Source organism: Chondromyces apiculatus DSM 436 (assembly GCF_000601485.1).
Taxonomy (GTDB): Bacteria; Myxococcota_A; Polyangia; order Polyangiales; family Polyangiaceae; genus Chondromyces; species Chondromyces apiculatus.
Genome location: NZ_ASRX01000006.1, coordinates 277,935 through 298,865, shown reverse-complemented (window position 1 = coordinate 298,865; position 20,931 = coordinate 277,935). Strand labels below are relative to the sequence as shown.

Here is a 20,931-nt window from a genome sequence, read left to right as displayed (position 1 = left end):
GTGAGCGTGCCGGACATCGAGGACCACGAGGCGTACACGGGAGTCTTCTGGGACCGGCAGTCGGCGGTGCCGTCGGAGCAGCTCTTCCCGGCGCCGAGCGGGCCGGTGGGGGCGAATGCGTGCGGGATCCCGGTGGGGTCGCTGCGGCCGACGACGAGCACCGGGTACTGGGCGATGCTCAAGCCGCTGTCACCCGGGGAGCACACGCTCCACGTCACCGCGACCCTGACCCACGTGACCTACGGGCCGTTCACGATCGACATGACCTACAACCTCACGGTCTCGCCGTAACGCCGACGGCGATCAGGGCTGCCGCACGGCTCACGCTCCCGGCCTGGGGCGAGGCCGCGCGGCGCTCCCGCCTGTTCTTCGCGCCCGGGATGCGCGAGGGTGGCGCGATGGGCGCGGTGAAGGACGGGAGCACGGGGGGCGAGGCGATCGAGGCGACGTGGGCGCGGATCGAGCGGTGGCTCGGGCAGCGGGCGCCCGAGGTGCTGGCGTCGCTCCTGCCGGGGGTGGGCGAGGAGGGGCTCGGGCGCATCGAGCGCGAGATCGGGGCGTCGTTGCCAGAGGATCTGCGCGCGTCGCTGAAGCGGCACGCGGGGAGCACGAGGGCGCTGTCCGGGGAGTGGGAGCTGCACCCGCCGGCGATGATCCTCGGTACGTGGACGATGATGCGGGGCTTCGCGGAGGACGGGGTTTTCCCGCACGGGGAGCTGACCCCGGGGTCGGTGGTAGGGCCGCTCGTGCCGACGTGGTGGACGCGGGGGTGGATTCCGGTCGCCGGCAACGGGGCAGGGGATCACCTGTGCGTGGACCTGAGCCCGGCAGAGGGGGGCACGCGGGGGCAGGTCCTGCGCTACCTGCACGATCACGAGCACCGGGAGGTGATCGCGACGGGGTTCGGGGCATGGCTCGGGGCCCTGGCCAATGGGCTCGAACAGGGCACGATCGTGGCGATCGAGGACCCTCAGGGTCACCTGGAGGGGCTCTACCCGCCGGAGCGGCTGGAAAACCTCCGTGAGGAGGGGGTCGACACGGAGGGATGGGCGATCCGGCCGCGCCAGGAAGAAGAGGTGGCGCCGGCGGTGAGCGCGGTGGACGAGGAGGGCGCAAGGCTGATCGATCTGCTGCTCCAGAAGGAACTCCTGGTGCTCGCGGAGCCCGCCGATCGGGAGGCGCTCGCGGCAGGGCTGGGGAAGCTGCTGGCGAGGCGGGGGAGCGCGGAGAAGAAGGCCGCGGCGGTGTGCGCCTGGATGGAGAAGCAGGCGGGGATCGAGGAGATCTTCGTCACCGACGAGGAGCTGGCAGCGCTGCTCGATGCCTGGTGATGCGCGTCGCGCGCAGGTCGCGCGGATGGCGGCGGGTCACGGTTGCGGCGGGGCGAGAGCGACGAGGCGGGTGAGGGCGGCGCGGATCGGGTCGGGGAGGGGCGCCGGCCTGCGGGTCTGGCGGTCGACGAAGACGTGGACGACCCAGCCCTCGGCGGCAGCGTCGGGCTCGCCCTGGGAGAAGAGGGCGAGCTCGTAGCGGACGCTGGTGCGGCCCAGCTTGCCGATGCGGAGGCCGGCGTCGATGTCCTCGGGGAAGGTGAGGGGGCGGCGGAAGCGGCAGTGAGACTCGACGACGAGGCCGATGATCGGGCCCGTGGCGATGTCGAGGCCGCCCTCGGTGATGAGGTAGCGGTTGATGATGGCGTCGAAGTACGCGTAGTAGACGACGTTGTTGACGTGGCCGTAGACGTCGTTGTCCAGCCAGCGGGTGGGGACGACGACGCGGTGCGGGTAGTGGTCGCGCCGGGGGGCGGAGGCGTCGGTCGCGGGCGTGGCAGGGTCGGTCGCGGGCGTGGCAGGGTCGGTCGCGGGCGTGGCAGGGTCGGTCGCGGGCGTGGCAGGGTCGGTCATGAGATGCATCGGGGCCAGGCTCACCAGCAGGTGAGGGCGCTGCGGAAGAGGGCGGTCAGCTCGTCCTCGGCGATGGGGCGAGGGGCGTTGTCGATGAGGCGGGCCTGGGCGAGGGTGCCCGCGGCGAGGTCGCGGAGGTCGGGCTCGCCGTAGCCGACGGCAGACGCGCCGTTGGGGAGGCCGGCGTCCTGCATCATGCGCGCGAGGTGATCGGCGAGGAGGTCGCCGATGGCGCGGGGATCCGCAGCGGAAGCGCGCAGGTCCGCGGGGTCGGCGCCGAGGAGGGTGGCGGCTTCGAGGTGGCGGGCAGGGTCGGTGGCGGCGAGGGCGCGGAAGGCGGCGGGGGCGCCGAGGATGACGGCGACGCCGTGGGGGACGAAGGGGGCCGGGTAGCCGGGCATGTGGAAGTCGTGGCGGAGGCCGGAGAGGGCGTAGGACATGGCGTGGGGGAGGTGGACGCCCGCGTTGCCGAAGGCAATGCCGGCGAGGGTGGCCGCCCAGGCCATGGCGTCGCGGGCCTCGGTGTCGGCGGCGTCGCGCGCGGCGCGGACAAGGTAGCGGCCCGTGAGGCGGAGGGCTTCGCGGCAGCCGAGATCGCTCCAGGGGTTGCGGCCCTGGCTCATGGGGCGGGCGCGGGGGGAGTCGGGGCGGGCGCGGGCGCTGAAGGGGCGGGCGGTGAAGGACTCAAGAGCGTGGCTGAGGACGTCGAAGCCACTGGCAGCGACGACGCCGGCAGGGAGGGAGGCCGCGGCGGTGGGGTCGACGAGGGCGAGGGTGGGGCGGAGGGCGCGGGAGGCGATGCCGGTCTTGGCGTGGTGGGCGCGGAAGTCGAAGATGGCGATGCCGGTGCACTCGCTGCCGGTGCCGGTGGTGGTGGGGCAGGCGAGGTGCGGGGGAAGGGGGCCCGGGACGGGGCGGCCTTCGCCGAGGGGGCGGTTGACGTAGGCGGCGAGGTCGGCCGGGTAGGTGGCGTAGAGGAGGGCGGCCTTGCAGGTGTCGATGACGGAGCCGCCGCCGACGGAGACGTAGGTGTCGAAGCCGCCCTCGCGGGCGAAGGCGGCGGCGTCGAGGAAGGAGGCGTCGGTGGGCTCGACGCGGACGTCGTCGTAGACGGCGACGTCGAGGCCAGCAGCGAGGAGGGCGCGGCGCGCCGTGTCCACGGGAGGGAGGGCGGCGAGGGTGCGGTCGGTGAAGAGGGCGACGCGGCGGGCGCCGAGGGCGCGGGCGTGCTCTCCGATCTCGGAGAGGGCGCCGCGTCCGAAGGTGACGCTGGAGGCGTCGATGGAGAAGGCGGCGTCGCAGCCGTCGAGCAAGGCGTAGCCGAGGCAGGAACCCACGGGGACAAGGTAGCGCCCTTCGTTCGGGGTGCGCGAGGGAGCGGGAGGCGCTGCAGCAGGTTTTTCCCGGCGATGGGGTTGGGGTACGTTCGCGGGGATGAAGATCCTGGTCGTTTACTACTCGATGTATGGACACGTGCACCGCATGGCGGAGGCCGTGGCCGAGGGCGCGCGCGAGGTGGAGGGGGCCGAGGTGGTGCTGAAGCGGGTGCCGGAGACGCTCCCGCAAGAGGTGCTGGAGAAGATGCACGCGGCGGACGCGCAGAAGGCGTTCGCGCACGTGCCGGTGGCGACGGCGGACGAGCTTGCGGACTACGACGCGATCGTGTTCGGGACGCCGACGCGGTACGGGAACATGTGCGGCCAGATGCAGCAGTTCCTCGACGCGACGGGGCAGCTCTGGGCGAAGGGGGCGCTCGTGGGCAAGGTGGGGAGCGTGTTCGCGTCGACGGCGACGCAGCACGGAGGTCAGGAGGCGACGATCCTGAGCTTCCACACCACGCTGCTCCACCACGGGATGGTGATCGCGGGGCTGCCGTACGCTTTCCAGGGGCAGATGCGGCTCGACGAGGTGACCGGCTGCTCACCGTACGGTGCGAGCACCATCGCGGGCGGCAAGGGGGAGCGGCAGCCGTCGGAGAACGAGCTGGCCGGGGCGCGGTTCCAGGGGAAGTACGTCGCCCAGATCGCGAAGAAGCTCGCGGCAGGCTGAGCGTCCCGCCTCACAGGGGCGCGCTCGGGCGCTCCGTCAAGTCCATCGTCGGTTAGGCGCTGCCTGACGTTGATCAGGGGGCGCCCTGAACGTGCCGCCAGCGGCCTGGGGTGCATTGTGTCCATGCATTGACGGTTGCCGATCTCGCCACCACGGATGGGGTGGAAGAACGGCATGGAAGCTCGTAAAGCACCCAGGCTCTCGAAGAAGCGGTCTGCTCCCGCAGCGAAAACGGTCGCGGCGAAGGGAAGGGCAGCAGCGGCGGCAGCGGCGGCCGCGGCGGCGGCAGCGGCAGCGGCGAAAAAATCGTCGGGCAAGCGCGCCCCACCCAAAGGGAATGGGCCAGAGGGGAAGGAGAAGGGGAAGGAGAAGGGCCGCGGGAAGGCGTCGCTGCCGGCGTGGGTCGCGCCGCAGCTCGCGACGCTGGTGTCGCACCCGCCGGCAGGGCCGGGGTGGGTGCACGAGATCAAGATCGACGGCTACCGGATCCTGGCGCGGGTGGAGCGGGGATCGGCGCGGCTCCTGAGCCGGAGTGGGCGCGACTGGACCGCGCAGTTCCCGGCCATCGCGGCGGCGGTGGCGGCGCTGCCGGTGGAGACGGCGCTGCTCGACGGCGAGGTGGCGGTGGTGCTGGAGGACGGGCGGACGTCGTTCCAGGCACTGCAGGGGGCGCTGAAGGGCGGCCCGGAGGCGCGGATGCGCTACTTCGCGTTCGATCTGCTCCACCTGGATGGGCGCGACCTGATGGGGGCGCCGCTCGAGGAGCGCAAGGCAGCGCTGGGGGCGACGCTGGAAGGGGCGCGCAAGGGGAGCCGGGTGGTGCTGTGCGATCACCTGGAGGGGCTCGGGGAAGAGGTGCGGCGCCAGGCGTGTCGCCTGGGGCTGGAAGGCGTGGTGTCGAAGCGCATCGACGCGCCGTACCGGTCCGGGCGCGGTGGGGACTGGCAGAAGTCGAAGTGCTCGAAGCGGCAGGAGGTGGTGATCGGAGGGTTCACCGATCCGGAAGCGGGGCGGGTGGGCCTCGGGTCGCTGCTGTGCGGGGTGCACGATGCGCAAGGCGCGCTGCACTTTGCGGGCGGGGTGGGGACGGGGTTCACGGGGGAGGTGCTGCGGGCCCTGAGGAAGCAGCTCGAGCCGCTGGAGCGCGAGGCGTCGCCGTTCGTGGAGCGGGTGCCGTCGCGCGGGGGGCGGCGGATGCACTGGGTGGAGCCGGTGCTGGTGGCCGAGGTGGAGTTCACGGAGTGGACCGAGGGCGGGCAGATGCGGCATCCGTCTTTCCAGGGGCTGCGGGAGGACAAGCCGGCGCGAGAGGTGGTGCGCGAGGTGCCGGTGGTGCCGCCGAGAGGGAAGGCCGCAGCGACGGCGCAGGCGGTGACCTCGGTGGTGAAGGCGCGGACGAGGCGCGCGTCGGCGAAGGGGGCGGAGAAGACGGGGGAGGCGCACACGGCCACGAGGGCGCGCGTGACGAAGGCGTCAGCGCAGGGAGCGGCGGGGAAGGCGGCGGTGGTGAGGGCGAAGAGAGGGAGGAAGACGCGCTGAGCGGGTCAGGCGCTCTTCCGGTGCGTTGCCTGCTGGAGGGCGGCGTCGTAGCGGGCGCGGTTGTCAGGGCCGTAGCGGAGGAGCGCGCCTTCGAGCGCGAGGTTGGCGACGGCGACGCCCATGGAGACGAGGCGGGAGCGGGTGGAGACGTGGATGGCGTCCGTGCGCTGGCGCAAGCTCTGGAGCCAGGCCGTGAGGCGGACGCGGGCGGGGGTGTCGTAGCTGTCCAGCTCGTTCAGGTCGAGGAAGAGGGTGAAACAGCGGGAAGTCATGCTGAGGCGGGGTTCGACCATGGCCACCGCCCTCTCGCTCAGCTCCATGTCGAAGTGTCCCCAGGTGCGGAGCACGAGGACGCCATTGCTGGGCGCGATGAGCTCGAAGCCGCCGTGCGGGAGGCGGTGCTCGCGGGTGGCACTTGTGCGCGCGGGCTGTGCGGACGCGCCCTCGGCCGGCGAGGACTGCTCAAGACCGCGCGGGAACGCGGCTGGCGACAGCAGGGTGGTCGTCGAGGGCGTCCTGCGGGGGCGCGGGGGTGGGTGGGTCGATAGCACGTCGTTCTGGGGGGGCGTCTGGGCGCTCTGCAGCGGCGAAGGCGTGGAGGGAGATCCTGCAGGCTCCGGAGAACTCGTCTCGGGAGACGAAGAGCCGGGGTGCGAGGACCGCATACCTGAGAGGTAAGCTAGCGCGCCTCGACATGGACAGAAAGCGCTTTCCACCCGGATCGACAGAAAGGGGTGTGGAATTCCTCAGGCGGGCTGGAAGCGGGCTGGAGCGCATGAGCACACCCGGGACGGGCGTGAAGACGCGGAAAACCGATCCTGCGTGTGGCGATCAGCCCATCGCATCCGGTCTCTGACGCCGAGCATCGAAAGGGGACGGATGCGCGCAGGTCAACGAGTCGCCATGAACACGGCCCTGATGGTCGGCAAGCAGGTCCTCACGGCCCTGATCAGCCTGGCCTTCGTGGGCTACCTGGCCCGGAAGCTCGGCGTCTCGGTCTGGGGCGAGCTTCAGGCGTCGCTCGCCGTCACCGGCATGATCGCGGTGGTCGCCGGGATCGGCGTGCGCGGTTACCTCGCGCGCGAGGTGGCGGTGCGGCCCGATCTCGGGGCGGAGCACGTGGGCTCGGCGCTCGCCATCCGGGGCGGGATGGGGGCGTTGCTGCTCGCGGTGACGGCGATCGTGGCGTGCTTCATGACGTCGTCGCTCGGCGCGGTGCTCATCGCGATCGCGGCGGCGTCGCAGGTGGCGACGCTGCTCTACACCACGATCTACCTGGCCTTCGAGGCGCACGAGCGCCTCAAGTTCATCGCCTACTCGGAGCTGGCCGCGCGCCTGTTCGTGATCGCCCTGGCGATGGGCCTGCTCGCGCTCGGCGGGGGCGTCATCGCGGCGGCCGTGGCGCTGGCGTTCGGCAACGTGCTGCAGTGCGTGCTGAGCTGGTACTTCCTCCGGGCCCACTTCTACCGCCCGGTGCTGCGCCTGGGGGTGAAGGAGCTTTTGCGCATCGCGCGGCTCGCGGTGCCCATCGGCCTCGTCGGGGCGCTGCTCATGGCGCTGCAGCAGGCGGATCGGGTGCTCCTCAACGCGCTGGCCAACGAGCGGGAGGTGGGCCTGTACAGCGCGGCGTGGGTGCTGAGCGAGCAGTTCCGCCTCCTGCCGGACGTGTTCCTGGGGGCGGCGTTCGCGGCGGCGGTGCGGCTTCACACCAACGATCAGCGGGGGTTCGGGGAGCTCTACAAGAACTGCATGGTGGCGGCGCTGCTCCTCGGCCTGCCACTCGCGGCGGGGACGACGCTGCTCGCTCCGGATGTCATCGATCTGGTCTACGGGTCGCGCGCTGGCTACGCGCCCGCGGCGGGGGTGCTGCCGCTGCTGATGATGCAGGTGCCGCTGGCGTTCGCGTTCCAGGTGGCGTCGCTGCCGCTGCTGGCAGCGCGCCGCGAGGGGATGCTGGTGAAGATCCTGTTCGGGGCGCTGGTGGTGAACGTCGTCGTCGACGTGGCGCTGATCCCGATCTGGGGGGCGAAGGGGTCGGCCTACGGGGCGATGTCGGCGACCACGCTCACCCTGGCAGGGTGCGTGTGGCAATCGTGGCGCTGGGTGCGGCTCGTGCCGGTGCGGCAGATCCTGGCGATGGTGCTGGCCACGGCGCTGATGACGGTCGCTGCCTACGGGGCGCGGATGATCGGGGGGATGTGGATCGCGATCGCGGTGGGCACGGCGTCGTACGCGGGGCTCGCGCTGGCACTGCGGGCGGTGTCGCTCGACGATCTGCGCTTGCTCCTGCGGCGGCAGCCGCCCGCGAGCCTGCCGCCGCAGCCGGTGCAGGGAGGGAGCCCCGCGAGCGTGCCGCCGCGGTCCCTGGCCGGGCGCGGGACGGAGAGCGTGCCGCCGCCGCCGTTGACGCCGGAAGAGATCTCGAAGCTGTCGTCCCGGTCCTCGTCGGGCGGAGGGCCCACGCAGGAGACGCGACGGGCAAGGCCCTCTGCCGAGAACATGGAACGTGAGACATTGTCTCCATCCAGCGTTCGCCCGCGCCCTGCAGCCTCGACGACGTAGGAGCGCGGCGAGCCCAGTGCACGGCCCCCACGCCACGGCAGCGCGCAGCTTTCTCTCATCCCACACGTGGAACACTCCGTCCATCGTGATGGCACACTTGGTGATCGTGACGGGGTCTCGCAAATGTCGCGAGAATTTGGGCTCCGTGGTCGTAAGGGGCGTGAGGGTCATGAAGCACGAGGCGCGGGAGACCGGTTGCAGAGGTGGCTGCCTCGACGGGACGCGGGGCTCAGGACGCCTCTGCGCGCGGCAGTGGCGCCTGCGTCGTGTCGCAGGTCGGGCTGCGAGACGCTGCCAGTAGGCGCCGGCCACTACGAGGTGGTCTCGCGGCTGGCGACCGGGGGGATGGCCGAGCTGTTCCTGGCGCGGCGGGTGGCCCCCGGCGGCATCGTTCAGCCGGTGGTGATCAAGCGTCTGCTCCCGGAAATGCAGGCAGACCCGGAAGCGGTGCAAGGCTTCCTGGCCGAGGCATGGATCGCGTCGCGGCTGAGGCACCCGAACGTGGTGCGGTTCCTCGATGTGGTGAACCACGAGGGGCGCGACCACCTGGTGCTGGAGCACGTGGAGGGATGCACCCTGTCGGCGCTGATGCGCTTCCGGGCGTCGCAGGGGCAGCCGCTCCCGCTGCGGCTGGTGCTCACGATCGCGATCTCGCTCCTGCGAGGTCTGGGGCAAGCCCACGCGCTGGTGGGCGAAGAGGGGCAGCCCCTCGGGCTCGTGCACCGAGACGTGAGCCCACGCAACGTGCTCCTGTCCATCGAGGGCGAGGTGAAGCTGACAGACTTCGGTGTGGCGAAGGCGACGGGGCTCTGCGAGGAGCACGAGGTGGCACCAGGGTCGGGGCCATCGTCGAGCCCGTGGTCGTCGAGTCCGTGGTCGTCGAGTCCGTGGTCGTCGAGCCCCGCGTCGTCGAGCCCCGCGTCGTCGAGTCCGTGGTCGTCGAGCCCCGCGTCGTCGAGCTCAGGGGTGGGATCGTCGCCCTCGACAGGCACGTCGCAGAAGACGGACGAGGAGGGGGAGGGCGTGGCGTCAGGCGCGCGGCGCGCCGGAAGCTCGGGCCTGGTGAAAGGGACGCCGGGCTACCTGGCGCCAGAGCAGCTCCTCGGAAAGCCAGTCGACGCGCGTACGGATCTGTTCGCAGTGGGCGTGTTGCTGTTCGAGCTGGTGACGTGCAAGCGGCTCTTCCGAGGGCGCGACTGCGACGAGCTGATGCGGGCAGCGCTGCTGATGCAGGTGCCGTCACTGTCGACGCTGCGGCCAGGATGCCCGGTGCTGCTTGAAGGGGTGGTCCGGCGGGCGCTGGCACCCGAGCCTCACCAGCGCTTCGCGAACGCCGCCGAGATGGAGCAAGCCCTGGCCGAGGTGCTCGTCTCCCTCGACATGGAGGAGGGCAGAGACCGCGATGCTGGCCGGACGCTCGCGGGGATGGTGCGGGAAGCCATGAGGGAGGCTCCGCGTGTGTCGCGGGTCTCAGGTGGCGCCAGGGTGTCGGGGCGTCCGCGCGCCTCGGTGCCGCCAGCCGCCACCGCACCCGACAGGGATCAACCCACCGTGCGGGCCTGCGTGCTGCACGCAGATGCGGTACGCCGCGCATCGTCATGGTGGTGGGCGCCAGGAATGCTGGTGACTGCCCTCGCCGTGACCGCAGGTGCCTTCAGCAGGCGCCGCTGGCGCCGCTAACGTACTGTAGTACCGACCACTGGGAGCGTAGGGGCCGACAGGCCCCTGCTCCAGGGTACGCAGTACCGCAGTACTACGCAGGACAAAATGAGAATGCGGGGTGAGTGGCGCTCCCTCCCTTCGCCACACCCCGCGGTTCTTGTTTGTGCGTGTCGAGGCGTCGAGGCTGCGCAGGGCAGCCTCGCTCTCGCACCGTGAGCTTCAGCGCAGCGACTTGCGGCTGGTGACGGCGTTGTAGATCGCCAGGATGATCACCGCGCCGAGGATCGACATGAAGAAGCCGCCTGTCGACTGGTACGTCGGGTAGAGCCCGATCACGCGGCCGAGGAAGCCACCGACGACGGCACCGCCGACGCCGAGCAGGGTGGTCAGGATGAAGCCACCAGGTTCACGGCCAGGGGTCAGCAGCTTCGCGATGACGCCAACGACCAGACCGAACACGATCCACATCAGAATGTACATGGTTCTCTCCCCCGAGTCGGCTGCGGGAGGTGCCGCGAGCGCGTTGCTCGGCAATCCGTTCGAGCGAGGGCATTGCAGACCCTGTGCCGAGCTTGGATGGGTGGCTCGCGCACCCCTCGGACAGGCAGGGTGTCCGGCTGCACTGAGAATGTGGACGCAGCGGCGTGCGTATGCGCGGGAGCGACGCGGAGGCGAGGCAAGCTGGGCGCGAAAGACACAGCGCGGCACGGATCGGGAGGTCCGAGCGTGCGAGGCTCACGCCGGAAGCAGGAGGACCCTGCAAAGTCAGTGGGATGGTTCCGCTCCTGACGGCTATGGTACGGTCGCCTGAAGGAGGCACGTGTGGGCTCGAGATGGTTCGCTCCTGCGGCGTTGATGCTGTCGCTGATGATGTCGGCGGGCGCTGCCAGCGCTCAGTCGGATCAGGACAAGGCTGCGGCGCGGTCACTGTGGTCGCAGGCGAGCGAGGCGCTGTCGGCCGGCAAGTACGCCGAGGCGATCGATCTCGCAGGCCGTGCCGAGGCGCTGGTGCACGCGCCCACCCACCTGCTCCTGGTCGCGCGCGCTCAGGCGAAGCTCGGCCGGCTCGTGGAGGCCAAGGAGACGTACCTGAAGGTCACCCGCGAAGAGCTGGCGGCCACGGCGAGCAGTGCCTTCAAGGGGGCGCAGGATACGGCCCGGGAGGAACTCGCTGCCATCGAGCCGCGCATCGGTGCGGTCAAGGTGACGCTGCAAGGCGCGGGCGGGCGCAAGGTGCCGGTCAAGATCGACGACCACGAGGTGCCCGAGGCGCTGGTCGGTGTGTACCGTCCTCTCGACCCCGGACAGCATCGGGTGTCGGCACACCCGCCGGGTCTGTCTCCCGTGGAGCAGCCGCTCACCCTGGAAGATGGAGAGAAAAAGGAGCTGACGCTGGTGATCCCGGAAGCGGCCGCGCCCTCGGACGGTCCGGCAGGTGCGGGGAGGGAGCCCGGAAAGGGCGACGCAGGGGGGCCGCCCGGGGGAGGTCCCGACACGGGCAGCAGCAAGGGGGGGAGCGCGCTGACGTGGGTGGGGATCGGCGCGGGCGCGCTGGGGCTGGCCGGGCTGGGGGTGGGGGTGGCGTTCACCGTCATCGGGGGCGGGACGCAGGGCGATGCCGATGATCAGTTCACGGCTTGCCAGCCCGCGGGCTGCACGTCGTCGCAGCAGGGGGAGATCACCCAGCTCGACAAGGACGCGGCGTCGCAGAAGACGATCGGGGTGATCGGCCTGATCGGAGGCGGTGTGCTGCTGGCGGGTGGGGTGACGCTGGCCGTGATCGGGCTGGGATCGAAGCCGAAGGATGCGCAGCAGGGCTGGGTGATGCCCTACGTGACGCCGGGTGGTGGCGGCGTGCGCGGCGCGTTTTGAGGGCCCTTCAGGAACGGAGCGGGCGTCAGTACCCAGGATCTGCGGCGCCGCCTGGCTTGGGCTTGGGCGTCGTCGCGGTGGGCTGCTGCGAGGGCTTCGCCGTGCTCGGGGGCGGGAGGCGCCCGGTGGAGGGCGTGCTCGGGGGCGCGTAGGGGAGGGGAGGAGAGGTGGAGGGCGTGGCGGTCGGCGCGGCGCTCGTGGAGGGCGCTGCGGTGGCGAGCGCGCTCGCGGTGGGGGCTGCGGTGTCGACCGGAGCGATGCTGGGGGCCCCGGTGGTCGGGGGGAGGGGCGAGGCGGTGGCGGGCACGGTGAGCGTGGCGCTGGCGCTGGGCGCGGCGCCGGTGGGTGTGCTCGTCGTGCGCCCGCTGAGCATCAGGAAGGACGTCACGCCGCCCGTGATCACGAGGCCAGCGAGGCCAGCGAGCGCGATGGCCAGGCCGCGCGAAGGCTTGCGCGGCGTCGTGCTGGTCGACGCTTCGGCCCAGGTGCTCGACGTCTGCGGCACGGGGGCGCCGGCCGGGGTCGAGGCATTGCCCCAGCCACTGCCGGAAGCGCCGGGCTGCGGTGCCGCGCCGGGGCTCGGGGTGAGGCCGAGCACGGGCTGCGGGAGGAAGGGGGAGCTGACGTTGCCAGGCGTGAGGTGAGGGGAGCTGATGTTGCCGGGCGCGGGCGTGGCGTACGGCATGCCGGGGTGCTGCGGTGAGGAGCCGTAGCCCTGGGCGCCGAGTTGCCCCGGCGCTGGCGTGTGGCCGGGAGTGTGGGCGAACGGCATGGGCGTCGCCGCGAGGGCCTGGGTTTGTGGGCGCTGGGTGATGGCGGCCTGCAAGAGGGGAGCGCCCGTGGCGAGGGCGGGGCGCGCGGCAGCCCAGGCGAGCAGCGCGTCCTTCAGCTCGGCGCAGGTCTGGTAGCGGTGCGCGACGTCCCGCGCCATGGCGCGCTGGACGAGGGCGGCGAAGGCGGGGTCGATGTCGGGGATGTAGTGCTGCGGGGGCGGCGCCGGATCGCCGACGATCTTGAAGAGCAGCTCGTTGAAGGTGTTCGCCTGGAAGGGGACCTGGCCGGTCACCGCCTGGTAGAGCACCACGCCGAGCGCGTAGAGGTCGCTGCGGTGGTCGACGACCATGCCGCGCGCTTGCTCGGGTGACATGTAATACGGGGTCCCCACGACGGAGCCAGCGCGGGTGACGTTGAGTTCGTCGCCGGCCTGCGAGAACTTCGAGACGCCGAAGTCGAGGATCTTGACGAAGTCCGCGAGGCCCGCCTTCTGCTGCAGGATGAAGACGTTATCGGGCTTGAGGTCGCGGTGGACGATGCCGGCTGCATGGGCGGCGCCGAGGCCGTCGAGCACCTGGGTGACGAGGGGGACGAGGCGCTCCGGAGGCAGCCTCCCCACGCGCTTGAGCCGCGCGCCGAGGGTCTCGCCATCCATGAACTCCATGACCATGTAGCGGGCGCCGTCGGGGAGCGCGCCGAGGTCGAGCACCTCGCAGATGTGGTCCGAGCCGATGCGGGCGGCGGCCTGGGCCTCGCGCTCGAACCGGGTGACCGACTCGTCCTGCGCCGACACGCTCGCGTGCAGGACCTTGATGGCGACGCGGCGACGGATGCGGACGTTCTCGCCCTCGTAAACCTCGCCCATCCCGCCCTGCCCGAGCAGGCGCACGATGCGGTACTTCCCGTCGATGATCTCGCCAGGAGCGTGGCTCACCAGGAGGGCCCTCGACTCGATAGAGGAAGCACGGTGTGAGCGTACCATGCACCCTCGGGGCCTTCCTACGGCCAAGGGCGCCAGGGAGGGACCCCGGGGGCGTGATGTGGGGACGAGGACGACGGCGCGGCGCGATGCAGGGACGCGGGCGGCGCGGTCGCCGCGGGCGCCGCGGGCCAAGCAAGGGACGCGGGCGGCGCGGGGGGACCGGACCCCTTCGCCTTTTTGTGTGCAGCTCTGCGCGGAACCGAGGTTCTTCATGGTAACGTCGCCCCCGTTATGACGCTCTACGAGCTGTCAATCGATGAACCGCTGGTTCGCGAGGCAGAGCGGCTGGCCACGCTCGAAGGTCGCGGATACCCGACCCTGGTCATGCGCTGGGAGTCACGGCTCTTCGACCAGACCTGGTCCACGACGCTGGTGCTCGACTACCTCATCGCCCTGCCGCCACTCATCGTCGGCCAGGCGGTGTTCAACGAGGTGCGCATCGCCGCCTTCACCGGGGGCGCCGGGACGAAGTTCATGTACTTCGGCACCGAGATGAGCGCGAACGTGCCCCGCGTCGCGCCGGAGATGGAGAACACCGTCGCGCCCTCGGGCCGCTACCAGGAGTACCGCCTCGACGAGCAGTCGTGCCCGGTGCCTTACCTGAAGCTCATCCAGGTGAGCCCGCGCATCTACGGCAACGGGCTGCAGGACTACTACTCGCCGCCCATCAAGATCGAGCGCTACGACGCGGTGCCGGGGCCCGATCTGCTCGCGGACTTCTTCCCCTCCATCGTGGCCGACCTCGATCCGGTGAAGGGCAGCGTGCTCACCGACGCCGCGCAGGGCTTCTGGACCGGGAGCCGCTACGTGGGGACCACGACCATCGCCATCCTGCGCCAGGGCAAGGTGGTGGGGCTCCTCAAGCGCTCCGGGAAGGTCGACAAGGATCCCGTGCCTCCCGAGGTGAAGCGGCGCGATCCGCGGCTCGACGTGCTCCGCGAGTGGGTGGCCATCGACGTGGGCGCCTCGACCACGGTGGTGGCGCTGCGCGGCGAGCGGAGCCAGGCCGAGCTGGTGCGCATCGGCGCGGAGCGTCCGCTGGAGGTCGCGGCCGACAACGAGAACCCGAGCGAGATCAGCTTCGAGGCGCTCGGGCGGGTCACGAAGGCCTGGCGCGAGCGGGTGATCCAGCCGCTCACGCGCTGGAGCGACGTGGTGGTCGGCCACGCGGCGCGTGCCGCGCGGAGCCGTCCCGGCCCCGACCAGCACACGCGCGCGGCCTCCACGCTCACCGCCCTGCCGCTCCTGCGCGAGCGCCTGGAGCGCAAGGAGCCCTTCCGCATGCGGGGGAACAGCGACGCCGACGCGGTGGAGAACCTGCGCAAGCCGGCGCCCCCCATCATCGACGAGGACGGCATCGGCGCGCACGATCCGTTCGATCCGCTGGAGCTTTACGCCTACTACATCGGGCTCCACGTCAACCACCGGCAGCGCGGGCTGCACACGCGCTACGCGATCACCATGCCCACGGGCTGGTCGGCGGAGCGCCGCACCAGCGTCCTCGTCGCCTTCCGCCGTGGCCTCTACCGGAGCCTGCCGGCGGGGCTGTGCGAGTACCACGACCTCAAGGACCTGGTGGTCGCCGACGGTGGCCCCTCGGCGCTCGCCTTCGCCGCGCACGCCTTCCGGGTGTTCGGTATCCAGCCCAAGGACGCGCCGGTCGCCTTCTGCGCCATCGACGCGGGCGCGAGCGAGACGGGCATCGTGCTCGGCAACCTCCGCTCGGCCAAGCCCGACGAGCGCGCCGATGGCCTGGAGCGGGTCATCGAGTACCTCGACCCCTCTGCGGTCTCGTGGCTCGGCGGCGAGCGGCTCCTCCACCGGATGGCGTACCGGGTGTACGCGGCGCTTCCCCGCATGCAGGAGGCACGCATCGTCTTCGAGCGCCCCGTCGAGGAGCCGGATCTCGACGTCCGCGAGGACCTGCTCGCGCCCTCTCCGGAAGGGCGCGCCAACGTGGTCCTCCTGAAGGACCACCTCCGTCCGCTGCTCGAACAGGGGATGAAGGCCAAGCTCCCCGAGACGCTCCGCCTGCTCAGCACCGACGGTAGCCCCGTGGAGATCGTGGTCACGGTCGACCGCGGCAACCTGGGCGCCGCCCTCGAAGACTGGTTCCTCCAGGGCGTGCAGCAGATCAAGCAGACCCTCGCCGCGGCGATCACCAAGATCGGCCGTGAGCCCGAGCCCTACCAGGGGCTGCGGGTGGTCATCGGCGGCCGCCTCGGCATGCACCCGCTCTTCCTGGAGCTGCTCGAAGAGGCGCTCCCCCAGGGGGTGCACATCCACAAATTCAGGGAGCCCGACAAGGTGAACGTCACCGCCCCGACGGCGAAGACGAGCACCGCGTTCGGCACGCTCGCCCTCCGGCTCGATCGCATCGCCGCCATGCTCCGGGTGGAGAAGCGCGAGAACTTCCGCTACCGCGTGGGGCGCGCGCGCCACGGCCAGCTCTACGACGTCCTCGACCCGCAGAGCGACTACGACGAGTGGCGCGACCTCGGCGCCTGCACCAAGCCGGACGTCGACATCCTGTTCCTCGTCGCCGAGGACGACGGCGAGGTGGCCGCCGACGACCCGCGCGTGCACCGCGCGAGCTGCGCCCTCGGCCCCTCCGCCGTGGGGCAGCGCCTCTACCTGCGTGCCATCGGCCCGAGCCGCGTGGAGGTCGCCGTGGGGCCGCCCGGCGACGAGCCCCCGAAGGGCGGCGTGTGCTGGGCCATCGACCTCAAGTCCAGCACCACGGAGCGCGTCTCCTGAATCAGCGCGCCTTGCGCCGCGCCACGTAGAAGAAGTCGCGTGGCGCCGGGTCGGTCGCGTACTCCGTCGGCTTGAAGCTCACGTCGGGGATGAGCGACGCCGCGGCCACCGGCGTCTCGCCCGGAGCGTTGCGGCTGAACATGAGGAAGCGCGGGTAGGCGTGGTTCACGTCGAGCTGCGCCGCGTCGCGTGCGCCAGCCGCCTTCATCGCGCGCGCCATGGCCTGCGAGGACACGGCCTCCCCGAGCCCGTAGAACAGGAACCTCCCGCTCTCGTCCACCCCGAGCGCCGAGCGCCGGATGATGGTCTCGCCGCTCACCGTCGCCCCCCAGTCGCGGTTCGACTCCGAGAGCGCCGTGTTCAGCGTCCCCTGCTCGACCAGGCACGGCGGCGTCTGCCGGTAGGTGGGGAAGTCGGCAGCGTGCTCCTTCAGCTTCGACCAGGTGCGGATGCGCACCTTGCCCTCGCGGTCGAAGGCGATGGTGCAGGCCCTCCCGCGCGGCGGCAGGAAGCTCACCCCGTCGAGCATCATCCCGTAGTGCCCGTGCATGGCCTTGAACCCACCGTTGAACGCGGCGAGCAGATCGTCCGCGTGCTCTCGGGGCACGAGGCCCGGCCGCTGCTCCTCCGGCAGCTTGTCCACGGACACTGGCTCGTGGGTCCCGGCGACGAGCCGCACGTCGGCGCCTTCGAGGTCGATCGCCACCACCGCGACCGCCGCGAACCCCCGCCGCGGATCCGGATGCACCACGCTCTTCCAGAGCACGGGCGCGTTGCCCTCGGCGCTGCCGCTGACCATCGGGATCCACGACCCATCGCCCGGCGTCGCCACGCCCTTGTACGGAGGCGTGAACGCTGGCGGGGGCCCGACCCGCGCGCCTGCGCCTTCGACGACCGCCGCGACGGCCGGCACCACCGCGCCCTCGCCGGGCGCCACGGCTCCCGGCGCGACCTCGGGCTCCCAGAACGTCTTCGGCGGGGCGGTGCCGAACCGCACCTGGTTCACCCGGTCGGCGACGCCGTAGGCCACGTCCTCGATCCACGCCACGGGCTCCGGCCCCACCACGGAGCGCACCCCGTCCACGACGGCGGGCGCGAACCCGGGCACCTCGTGAATCGCGTACCACAGCGCCCCGGTCGCCACGGCGCCCACGCCAGCGAGGATCCCGAGCCGCCGCAGCCAGCGCGAACGACGGCGCGTCGAGGACGTAGGCAAGGCCTTGGGCGGTGTCGAAGCGGCCCAGGGCGAGCTCGCTTCGTCAGCGACGTGCGCGCTGTCGGGTGTCGTCGGATCGATCTGGGTCGAAGAAAGCCCCACGCGGCGAGCGTACCTGATCGCCGCTGAGGGCCCAACTTCCCGAGGTTTGTCGCCCTTGCTCGGGCGGTGGCTCACTGGCTCAGCCGGGGAGCTGCTGCCCCTGCGCCATCACCTTCACGCCGTCGCTGAACAGGATCTCCACCTTGCCGGGATCGATCACCCGGACGACGACCCCGTCACCGAACTTGCTGTGCCGTACCAGCTCGGCCTCCTGGAGGACGACGGTGATCCGGTAGGGCTTGAACGCCGCGGAGGGCTGCCCCGCGATGGACTTCTCCCACACGGCCGTCAGATCGCGCTCCTTGCTGGAGCTCGAGCTCTTCGAGGACCCCGAACTCTTCGACGATCCCGAGCGGGTGCTCGCGGCCTTCGGTTCCCGGGTGACCGTCTTCTGAGCCTTCGCGCGCTCGCGTTCGCTCTTCGGTGCTCGGTAGAGGTGGTGCGACCCGCAGGTCTTGCACTCCACCTTCTTCACCTCGTCCCCCACCATGGCGATGATCCGGTGGGTGAGATCGAGCTTGCACTTCGTGCACCACGAATCGATCTCGCCGCCAGTCTTGGGCTTCTTCGTGCTCACTTCTCCTCGCGCCGCCGTTCCCGGCCGGCCTCCTTGCTGCGATCCTTGACGGTCACCTGCGCGTTCACCTCGGGCTTGGGCAGGCCGCTGCTCTTGGGCGGCTCGTCCCCGGACGCCTCCTCCTTCCGGATGGCCGCTTCATTGGGGATGAAGCGGATCTCCGTCTTGATCTCGAACGACAGCTTGGTGAGGACCTTGGAGATCTCGTCCGCGAGGTTGGTCTGCTCGAGGACGTCCCGGATCTCCTTCGCGACCACCCGGTACAGGCCGCTCTTGGTCTCGTCGATCTGGCCGTACAGGTGCTGGAGCAGCTCCTTCGGGAGCTTGAGGTCACCCACGAACTGACGCAGGTTCTCGGGCCCCTCGCTGAGCCGGTCCATCCCGGTCTCCACCGCCCGCTCCACGGCCCGCTTGAAGATCTCCGGCACCGCGCGCTCCAGGGCCCGCTCGATCAAGCGCTTCTTCTCGACTTCGCCTTCCGGCTTCTCGTCGTCGCGCAGATCGTCGTCGGCGTCGGCCATCGTGCGCGACCCCTACCGGGCTGCATGGGCCATGTCAACGGTCCCCGGGGCAACTTTACCTGGACCCCCCCCAAAGCACCTTTCTGTTTCACCGGACCCCCGGACTCCGCAGCACCCAGACCTCGGCTGCGAAGCGGCCTGCGCCCTTCCTGGCCGAGACCTCCAGGACCGCGTCGTCATCGTCCAGGGCGCAGAATGGTCGGTCCGGCTGGACGATGGGCCACGCATCCTCACCGGCATCGGTGGCGATGGCCACCCCGCGGCTGCTCCGCATCACCACCTCCAGGTCCCCGATGCCGCCATCCCCCACGGCGAACACCCGGTAGCAAGCCCCCCGCCGCAGCGGCACGGGCGCCGTGACCGCAGGCTTCCCTGCGCCCACCACCCCGACCACGGCCTCCTTCGAGTACCGCCGCATCCCGTTCGAGGGCCCGCACAGCAGCGAGAGCCGCGTCACGTCCTGCAGCGGTGTGCCCGACAGCCGGAAGTTGCCGTAGCAGCGCACCCAGGGGCCTCCCACCCGCACCGGCGGCGTCACTGGCCCCTCAGCACCAGCCTGCGCCTCTCCTCCATCGCCCGCGCCCCCATCCCTGCCGGCCTCGCTCTCACCGCCTGGCGACGGAGCGCCTGCGGCCTCCCCGGCTGCTGCTGCGGGACCAGGCACGGCATTGCTGCCAGGCTCGCCGAGATTGCCGGTGGCTCCGGACGGCCTGTCACTTTCGGTGCCTGCGCCCTCGCCGGGCGCGGTGAGCCGACCTGCACCCGGACCTCGCAGCCCTCCCGCGGGCGCACTCAGCACCGTGGGCGGCCCCTCCTGCCCTTCCCAGGGACGGTGACGCTCCTCGCAGCTCGACGCTCCCAGCCAGGCCACTCCGAGCCAGAGCCCCGCCCCCGCATGGTTCCGCCACCGACGCTCGCCCACGACCGACCCCTCTACCTCTGGATTCCCGGTGCAGCGACGCTTTTTCCACGCGCTCGTGCGAGGCACTGCACGCTTTAGCGCGCACCGGATTGGCGCCGGCAAGCCCCTCCTTCACCCGCATCTCCTGCGCTACGGTGCCCGCATGGCTTCTCCTCGCGACGTGTTCCACGGACGCCGCATGCGCCTGCTTGAGAAGATCGACGGCGCTCTTCTCCTCTTCGCCGCGCCGGTCACCCTGCGCAACGACGACGTCGCGCACGAGTACCGGCAGGACTCCGACTTCTACTACCTCACGGGCTTCACCGAGCCCGGCGCGGTCCTGCTGCTGACCAGCAAGCACGAGCACCACCGCGCCGTCCTCTTCCTGCGTCCCCGCGATCGCGAGCACGAGATGTGGGACGGCGAGCGCCTCGGCGTCGACGGCGCCGTCGAGCGCCTCGGCTTCGACGCCGCCTACCCCATCGGCGAGTTCGCCGACAAGCTCCCCCGCTACTTCACGGGCGTGACCCGCGTCTACCACCGCCTCGCCGTCGACCGGGGCAACGACGACCGCGTGCTCGACGCCGTCCAGCGCGTGCGCGGCCGCGGCCGGACACCCGACGTGTGGCCCACCGAGATCGTCGACCCGCGCACCCTGCTCCACTCCATGCGCGTGCTCAAGACGGACGACGAAATCGCCACCATGCGCCGCGCGGCCGAGATCACCCGCGACGCCCACCTCGCCGCGATGCGCCTCGCCGCCCCTGGCCGCCACGAGTACGAGCTGGAGGCCGTGATGCGCGAGGCCTTCCGCCGTCACGGCGCCGAGCGCGTCGCCTACTTGCCCATCGTCGGCAGCGGCCCCAACGCCACGGTCCTCCACTACCGGCAGAACAGCCGCCGCATGGAGGACGGCGAGCTCGTGCTCATCGATGCCGGCTGCGAGTACGGCTACTACGCGAGCGACGTCACCCGCACCTTCCCGGTGAGCGGCACCTTCTCGCCGCCCCAGCGGCGCATCTACCAGCTCGTGCTCGACGCCCAGCGCGCCGCCATCGACGCGACCCGCCCGGGCGTCACCGTCGACCACGTGCACGACGTCACCGTCCGCGTCCTCGCCGAGGGGCTCGTCGCGCTCGGCCTCCTCCAGGGGACCCTCGACGACGTGCTCCGCGACCGTACCTACCGCCGCTACTACATGCACCGGACCAGCCACTACCTCGGCATGGACGTGCACGACGCCGGCACCTACTTCGAGGGCGGTGCGCCCCGCCCCATGCAGCCCGGCATGGTCCTCACCATCGAGCCCGGCCTCTACATCCGTGCCGACGACGTCGCGGCGCCCGCCGAGTACCGTGGCATCGGCGTGCGCATCGAGGACGACGTCCTGGTCACCGCCGAGGGGCACCGCATCCTCACCGACGACATCCCCCGTACCATCGACGACGTCGAACGCGCCTGCCGTGGCGCCAGCACCGCGTGAGCCCGAGCCGCAAGGCGAGCGCGAAGGCGA

At 71.4% G+C, this 20,931-nt stretch carries 17 protein-coding genes and 1 pseudogene; 9 read left to right on the top strand and 9 right to left on the bottom strand.

Annotated features, from left to right (window positions below):
• Both CAP_RS51910 and CAP_RS43795 read left to right on the top strand, forming a co-directional pair.
• Positions 1–291, top strand: a pseudogene (locus tag CAP_RS51910) (hypothetical protein); the annotation flags it as partial.
• Between the two features lie 107 nt (positions 292–398).
• Entirely contained in the window at positions 399–1,331 is a 933-nt protein-coding gene (locus tag CAP_RS43795; RefSeq protein WP_052374247.1) for an SMI1/KNR4 family protein, read from the top strand.
• Positions 1,332–1,367: 36 nt separating this feature from the next.
• Here CAP_RS43795 and CAP_RS05715 read toward each other — a convergent pair whose 3' ends face one another.
• Positions 1,368–1,913, bottom strand: coding sequence for an acyl-CoA thioesterase (locus tag CAP_RS05715; protein ID WP_231511140.1), 546 nt, complete (start codon positions 1,911–1,913; stop codon positions 1,368–1,370).
• 11 nt (positions 1,914–1,924) lie between these two features.
• Positions 1,925–3,241 carry a hydroxyacid-oxoacid transhydrogenase gene (locus tag CAP_RS05710; protein ID WP_044236815.1) on the bottom strand — a complete coding sequence of 439 codons (1,317 nt, stop codon included), beginning with the start codon at positions 3,239–3,241 and terminating at the stop codon, positions 1,925–1,927.
• Positions 3,242–3,338: 97 nt separating this feature from the next.
• On the opposite strand from CAP_RS05710, the gene wrbA reads away from it, so the two are divergent.
• Both wrbA and ligD read left to right on the top strand, forming a co-directional pair.
• Complete coding sequence (gene wrbA / locus CAP_RS05705) at positions 3,339–3,953, top strand: NAD(P)H:quinone oxidoreductase (protein WP_044236814.1); 615 nt, start codon at positions 3,339–3,341, stop codon at positions 3,951–3,953.
• 174 nt (positions 3,954–4,127) lie between these two features.
• Complete coding sequence (ligD, locus tag CAP_RS05700; protein ID WP_081864603.1) at positions 4,128–5,492, top strand: non-homologous end-joining DNA ligase; 1,365 nt, start codon at positions 4,128–4,130, stop codon at positions 5,490–5,492.
• Between the two features lie 5 nt (positions 5,493–5,497).
• Here ligD and CAP_RS05695 read toward each other — a convergent pair whose 3' ends face one another.
• Entirely contained in the window at positions 5,498–6,157 is a 660-nt protein-coding gene (locus CAP_RS05695; protein WP_044236812.1) for a hypothetical protein, read from the bottom strand.
• Positions 6,158–6,395: 238 nt separating this feature from the next.
• Here CAP_RS05695 and CAP_RS05690 point away from each other — a divergent pair, with 238 nt between their 5' ends.
• The gene (locus CAP_RS05690; RefSeq protein ID WP_063748643.1) at positions 6,396–8,054 is read left to right on the top strand and encodes a flippase; all 1,659 of its coding nucleotides are present in this window, start codon (positions 6,396–6,398) and stop codon (positions 8,052–8,054) included.
• Positions 8,055–8,249: 195 nt separating this feature from the next.
• Positions 8,250–9,734, top strand: a complete 1,485-nt coding sequence (locus tag CAP_RS05685) for a serine/threonine-protein kinase (RefSeq protein ID WP_231511139.1) — start codon at positions 8,250–8,252, stop codon at positions 9,732–9,734.
• 201 nt (positions 9,735–9,935) lie between these two features.
• Here CAP_RS05685 and CAP_RS05680 read toward each other — a convergent pair whose 3' ends face one another.
• Entirely contained in the window at positions 9,936–10,196 is a 261-nt protein-coding gene (locus CAP_RS05680) for a GlsB/YeaQ/YmgE family stress response membrane protein (protein ID WP_044236810.1), read from the bottom strand.
• A 342-nt stretch (positions 10,197–10,538) separates the two neighbouring features.
• On the opposite strand from CAP_RS05680, the gene CAP_RS05675 reads away from it, so the two are divergent.
• Complete coding sequence (locus CAP_RS05675) at positions 10,539–11,588, top strand: hypothetical protein (protein WP_231511138.1); 1,050 nt, start codon at positions 10,539–10,541, stop codon at positions 11,586–11,588.
• Between the two features lie 25 nt (positions 11,589–11,613).
• On the opposite strand, the gene CAP_RS05670 is transcribed toward CAP_RS05675, so the two are convergent.
• Entirely contained in the window at positions 11,614–13,296 is a 1,683-nt protein-coding gene (locus CAP_RS05670) for a serine/threonine-protein kinase (protein WP_044236808.1), read from the bottom strand.
• A gap of 279 nt (positions 13,297–13,575) precedes the next feature.
• Between CAP_RS05670 and CAP_RS05665 the strand changes: the two genes are divergently transcribed.
• Entirely contained in the window at positions 13,576–16,101 is a 2,526-nt protein-coding gene (locus CAP_RS05665) for a hypothetical protein (RefSeq protein ID WP_044236807.1), read from the top strand.
• A 1-nt stretch (position 16,102) separates the two neighbouring features.
• Here the strand turns inward: CAP_RS05665 and CAP_RS05660 are convergent, their stop codons facing one another.
• The 4 genes from CAP_RS05660 to CAP_RS49930 form a co-directional block, all read right to left on the bottom strand.
• Complete coding sequence (locus tag CAP_RS05660) at positions 16,103–17,419, bottom strand: phosphodiester glycosidase family protein (protein WP_052374245.1); 1,317 nt, start codon at positions 17,417–17,419, stop codon at positions 16,103–16,105.
• 79 nt (positions 17,420–17,498) lie between these two features.
• Positions 17,499–17,996: a hypothetical protein gene (locus CAP_RS05655; RefSeq protein WP_044236806.1), complete on the bottom strand. Its 498-nt coding sequence runs from the start codon at positions 17,994–17,996 to the stop codon at positions 17,499–17,501.
• Complete coding sequence (locus tag CAP_RS05650) at positions 17,993–18,517, bottom strand: hypothetical protein (RefSeq protein ID WP_044236805.1); 525 nt, start codon at positions 18,515–18,517, stop codon at positions 17,993–17,995. Before CAP_RS05650 ends, CAP_RS05655 begins: the two co-directional genes overlap by 4 nt.
• 88 nt (positions 18,518–18,605) lie before the next feature.
• A complete protein-coding gene (locus CAP_RS49930) occupies positions 18,606–19,439 on the bottom strand; it encodes a hypothetical protein (protein ID WP_156040515.1) in 834 nt (277 codons plus the stop codon).
• Between the two features lie 142 nt (positions 19,440–19,581).
• Between CAP_RS49930 and CAP_RS05640 the strand changes: the two genes are divergently transcribed.
• Positions 19,582–20,901, top strand: coding sequence for an aminopeptidase P N-terminal domain-containing protein (locus CAP_RS05640; protein WP_044236804.1), 1,320 nt, complete (start codon positions 19,582–19,584; stop codon positions 20,899–20,901).
• The last annotated feature ends 30 nt before the right edge of the window (positions 20,902–20,931 follow it).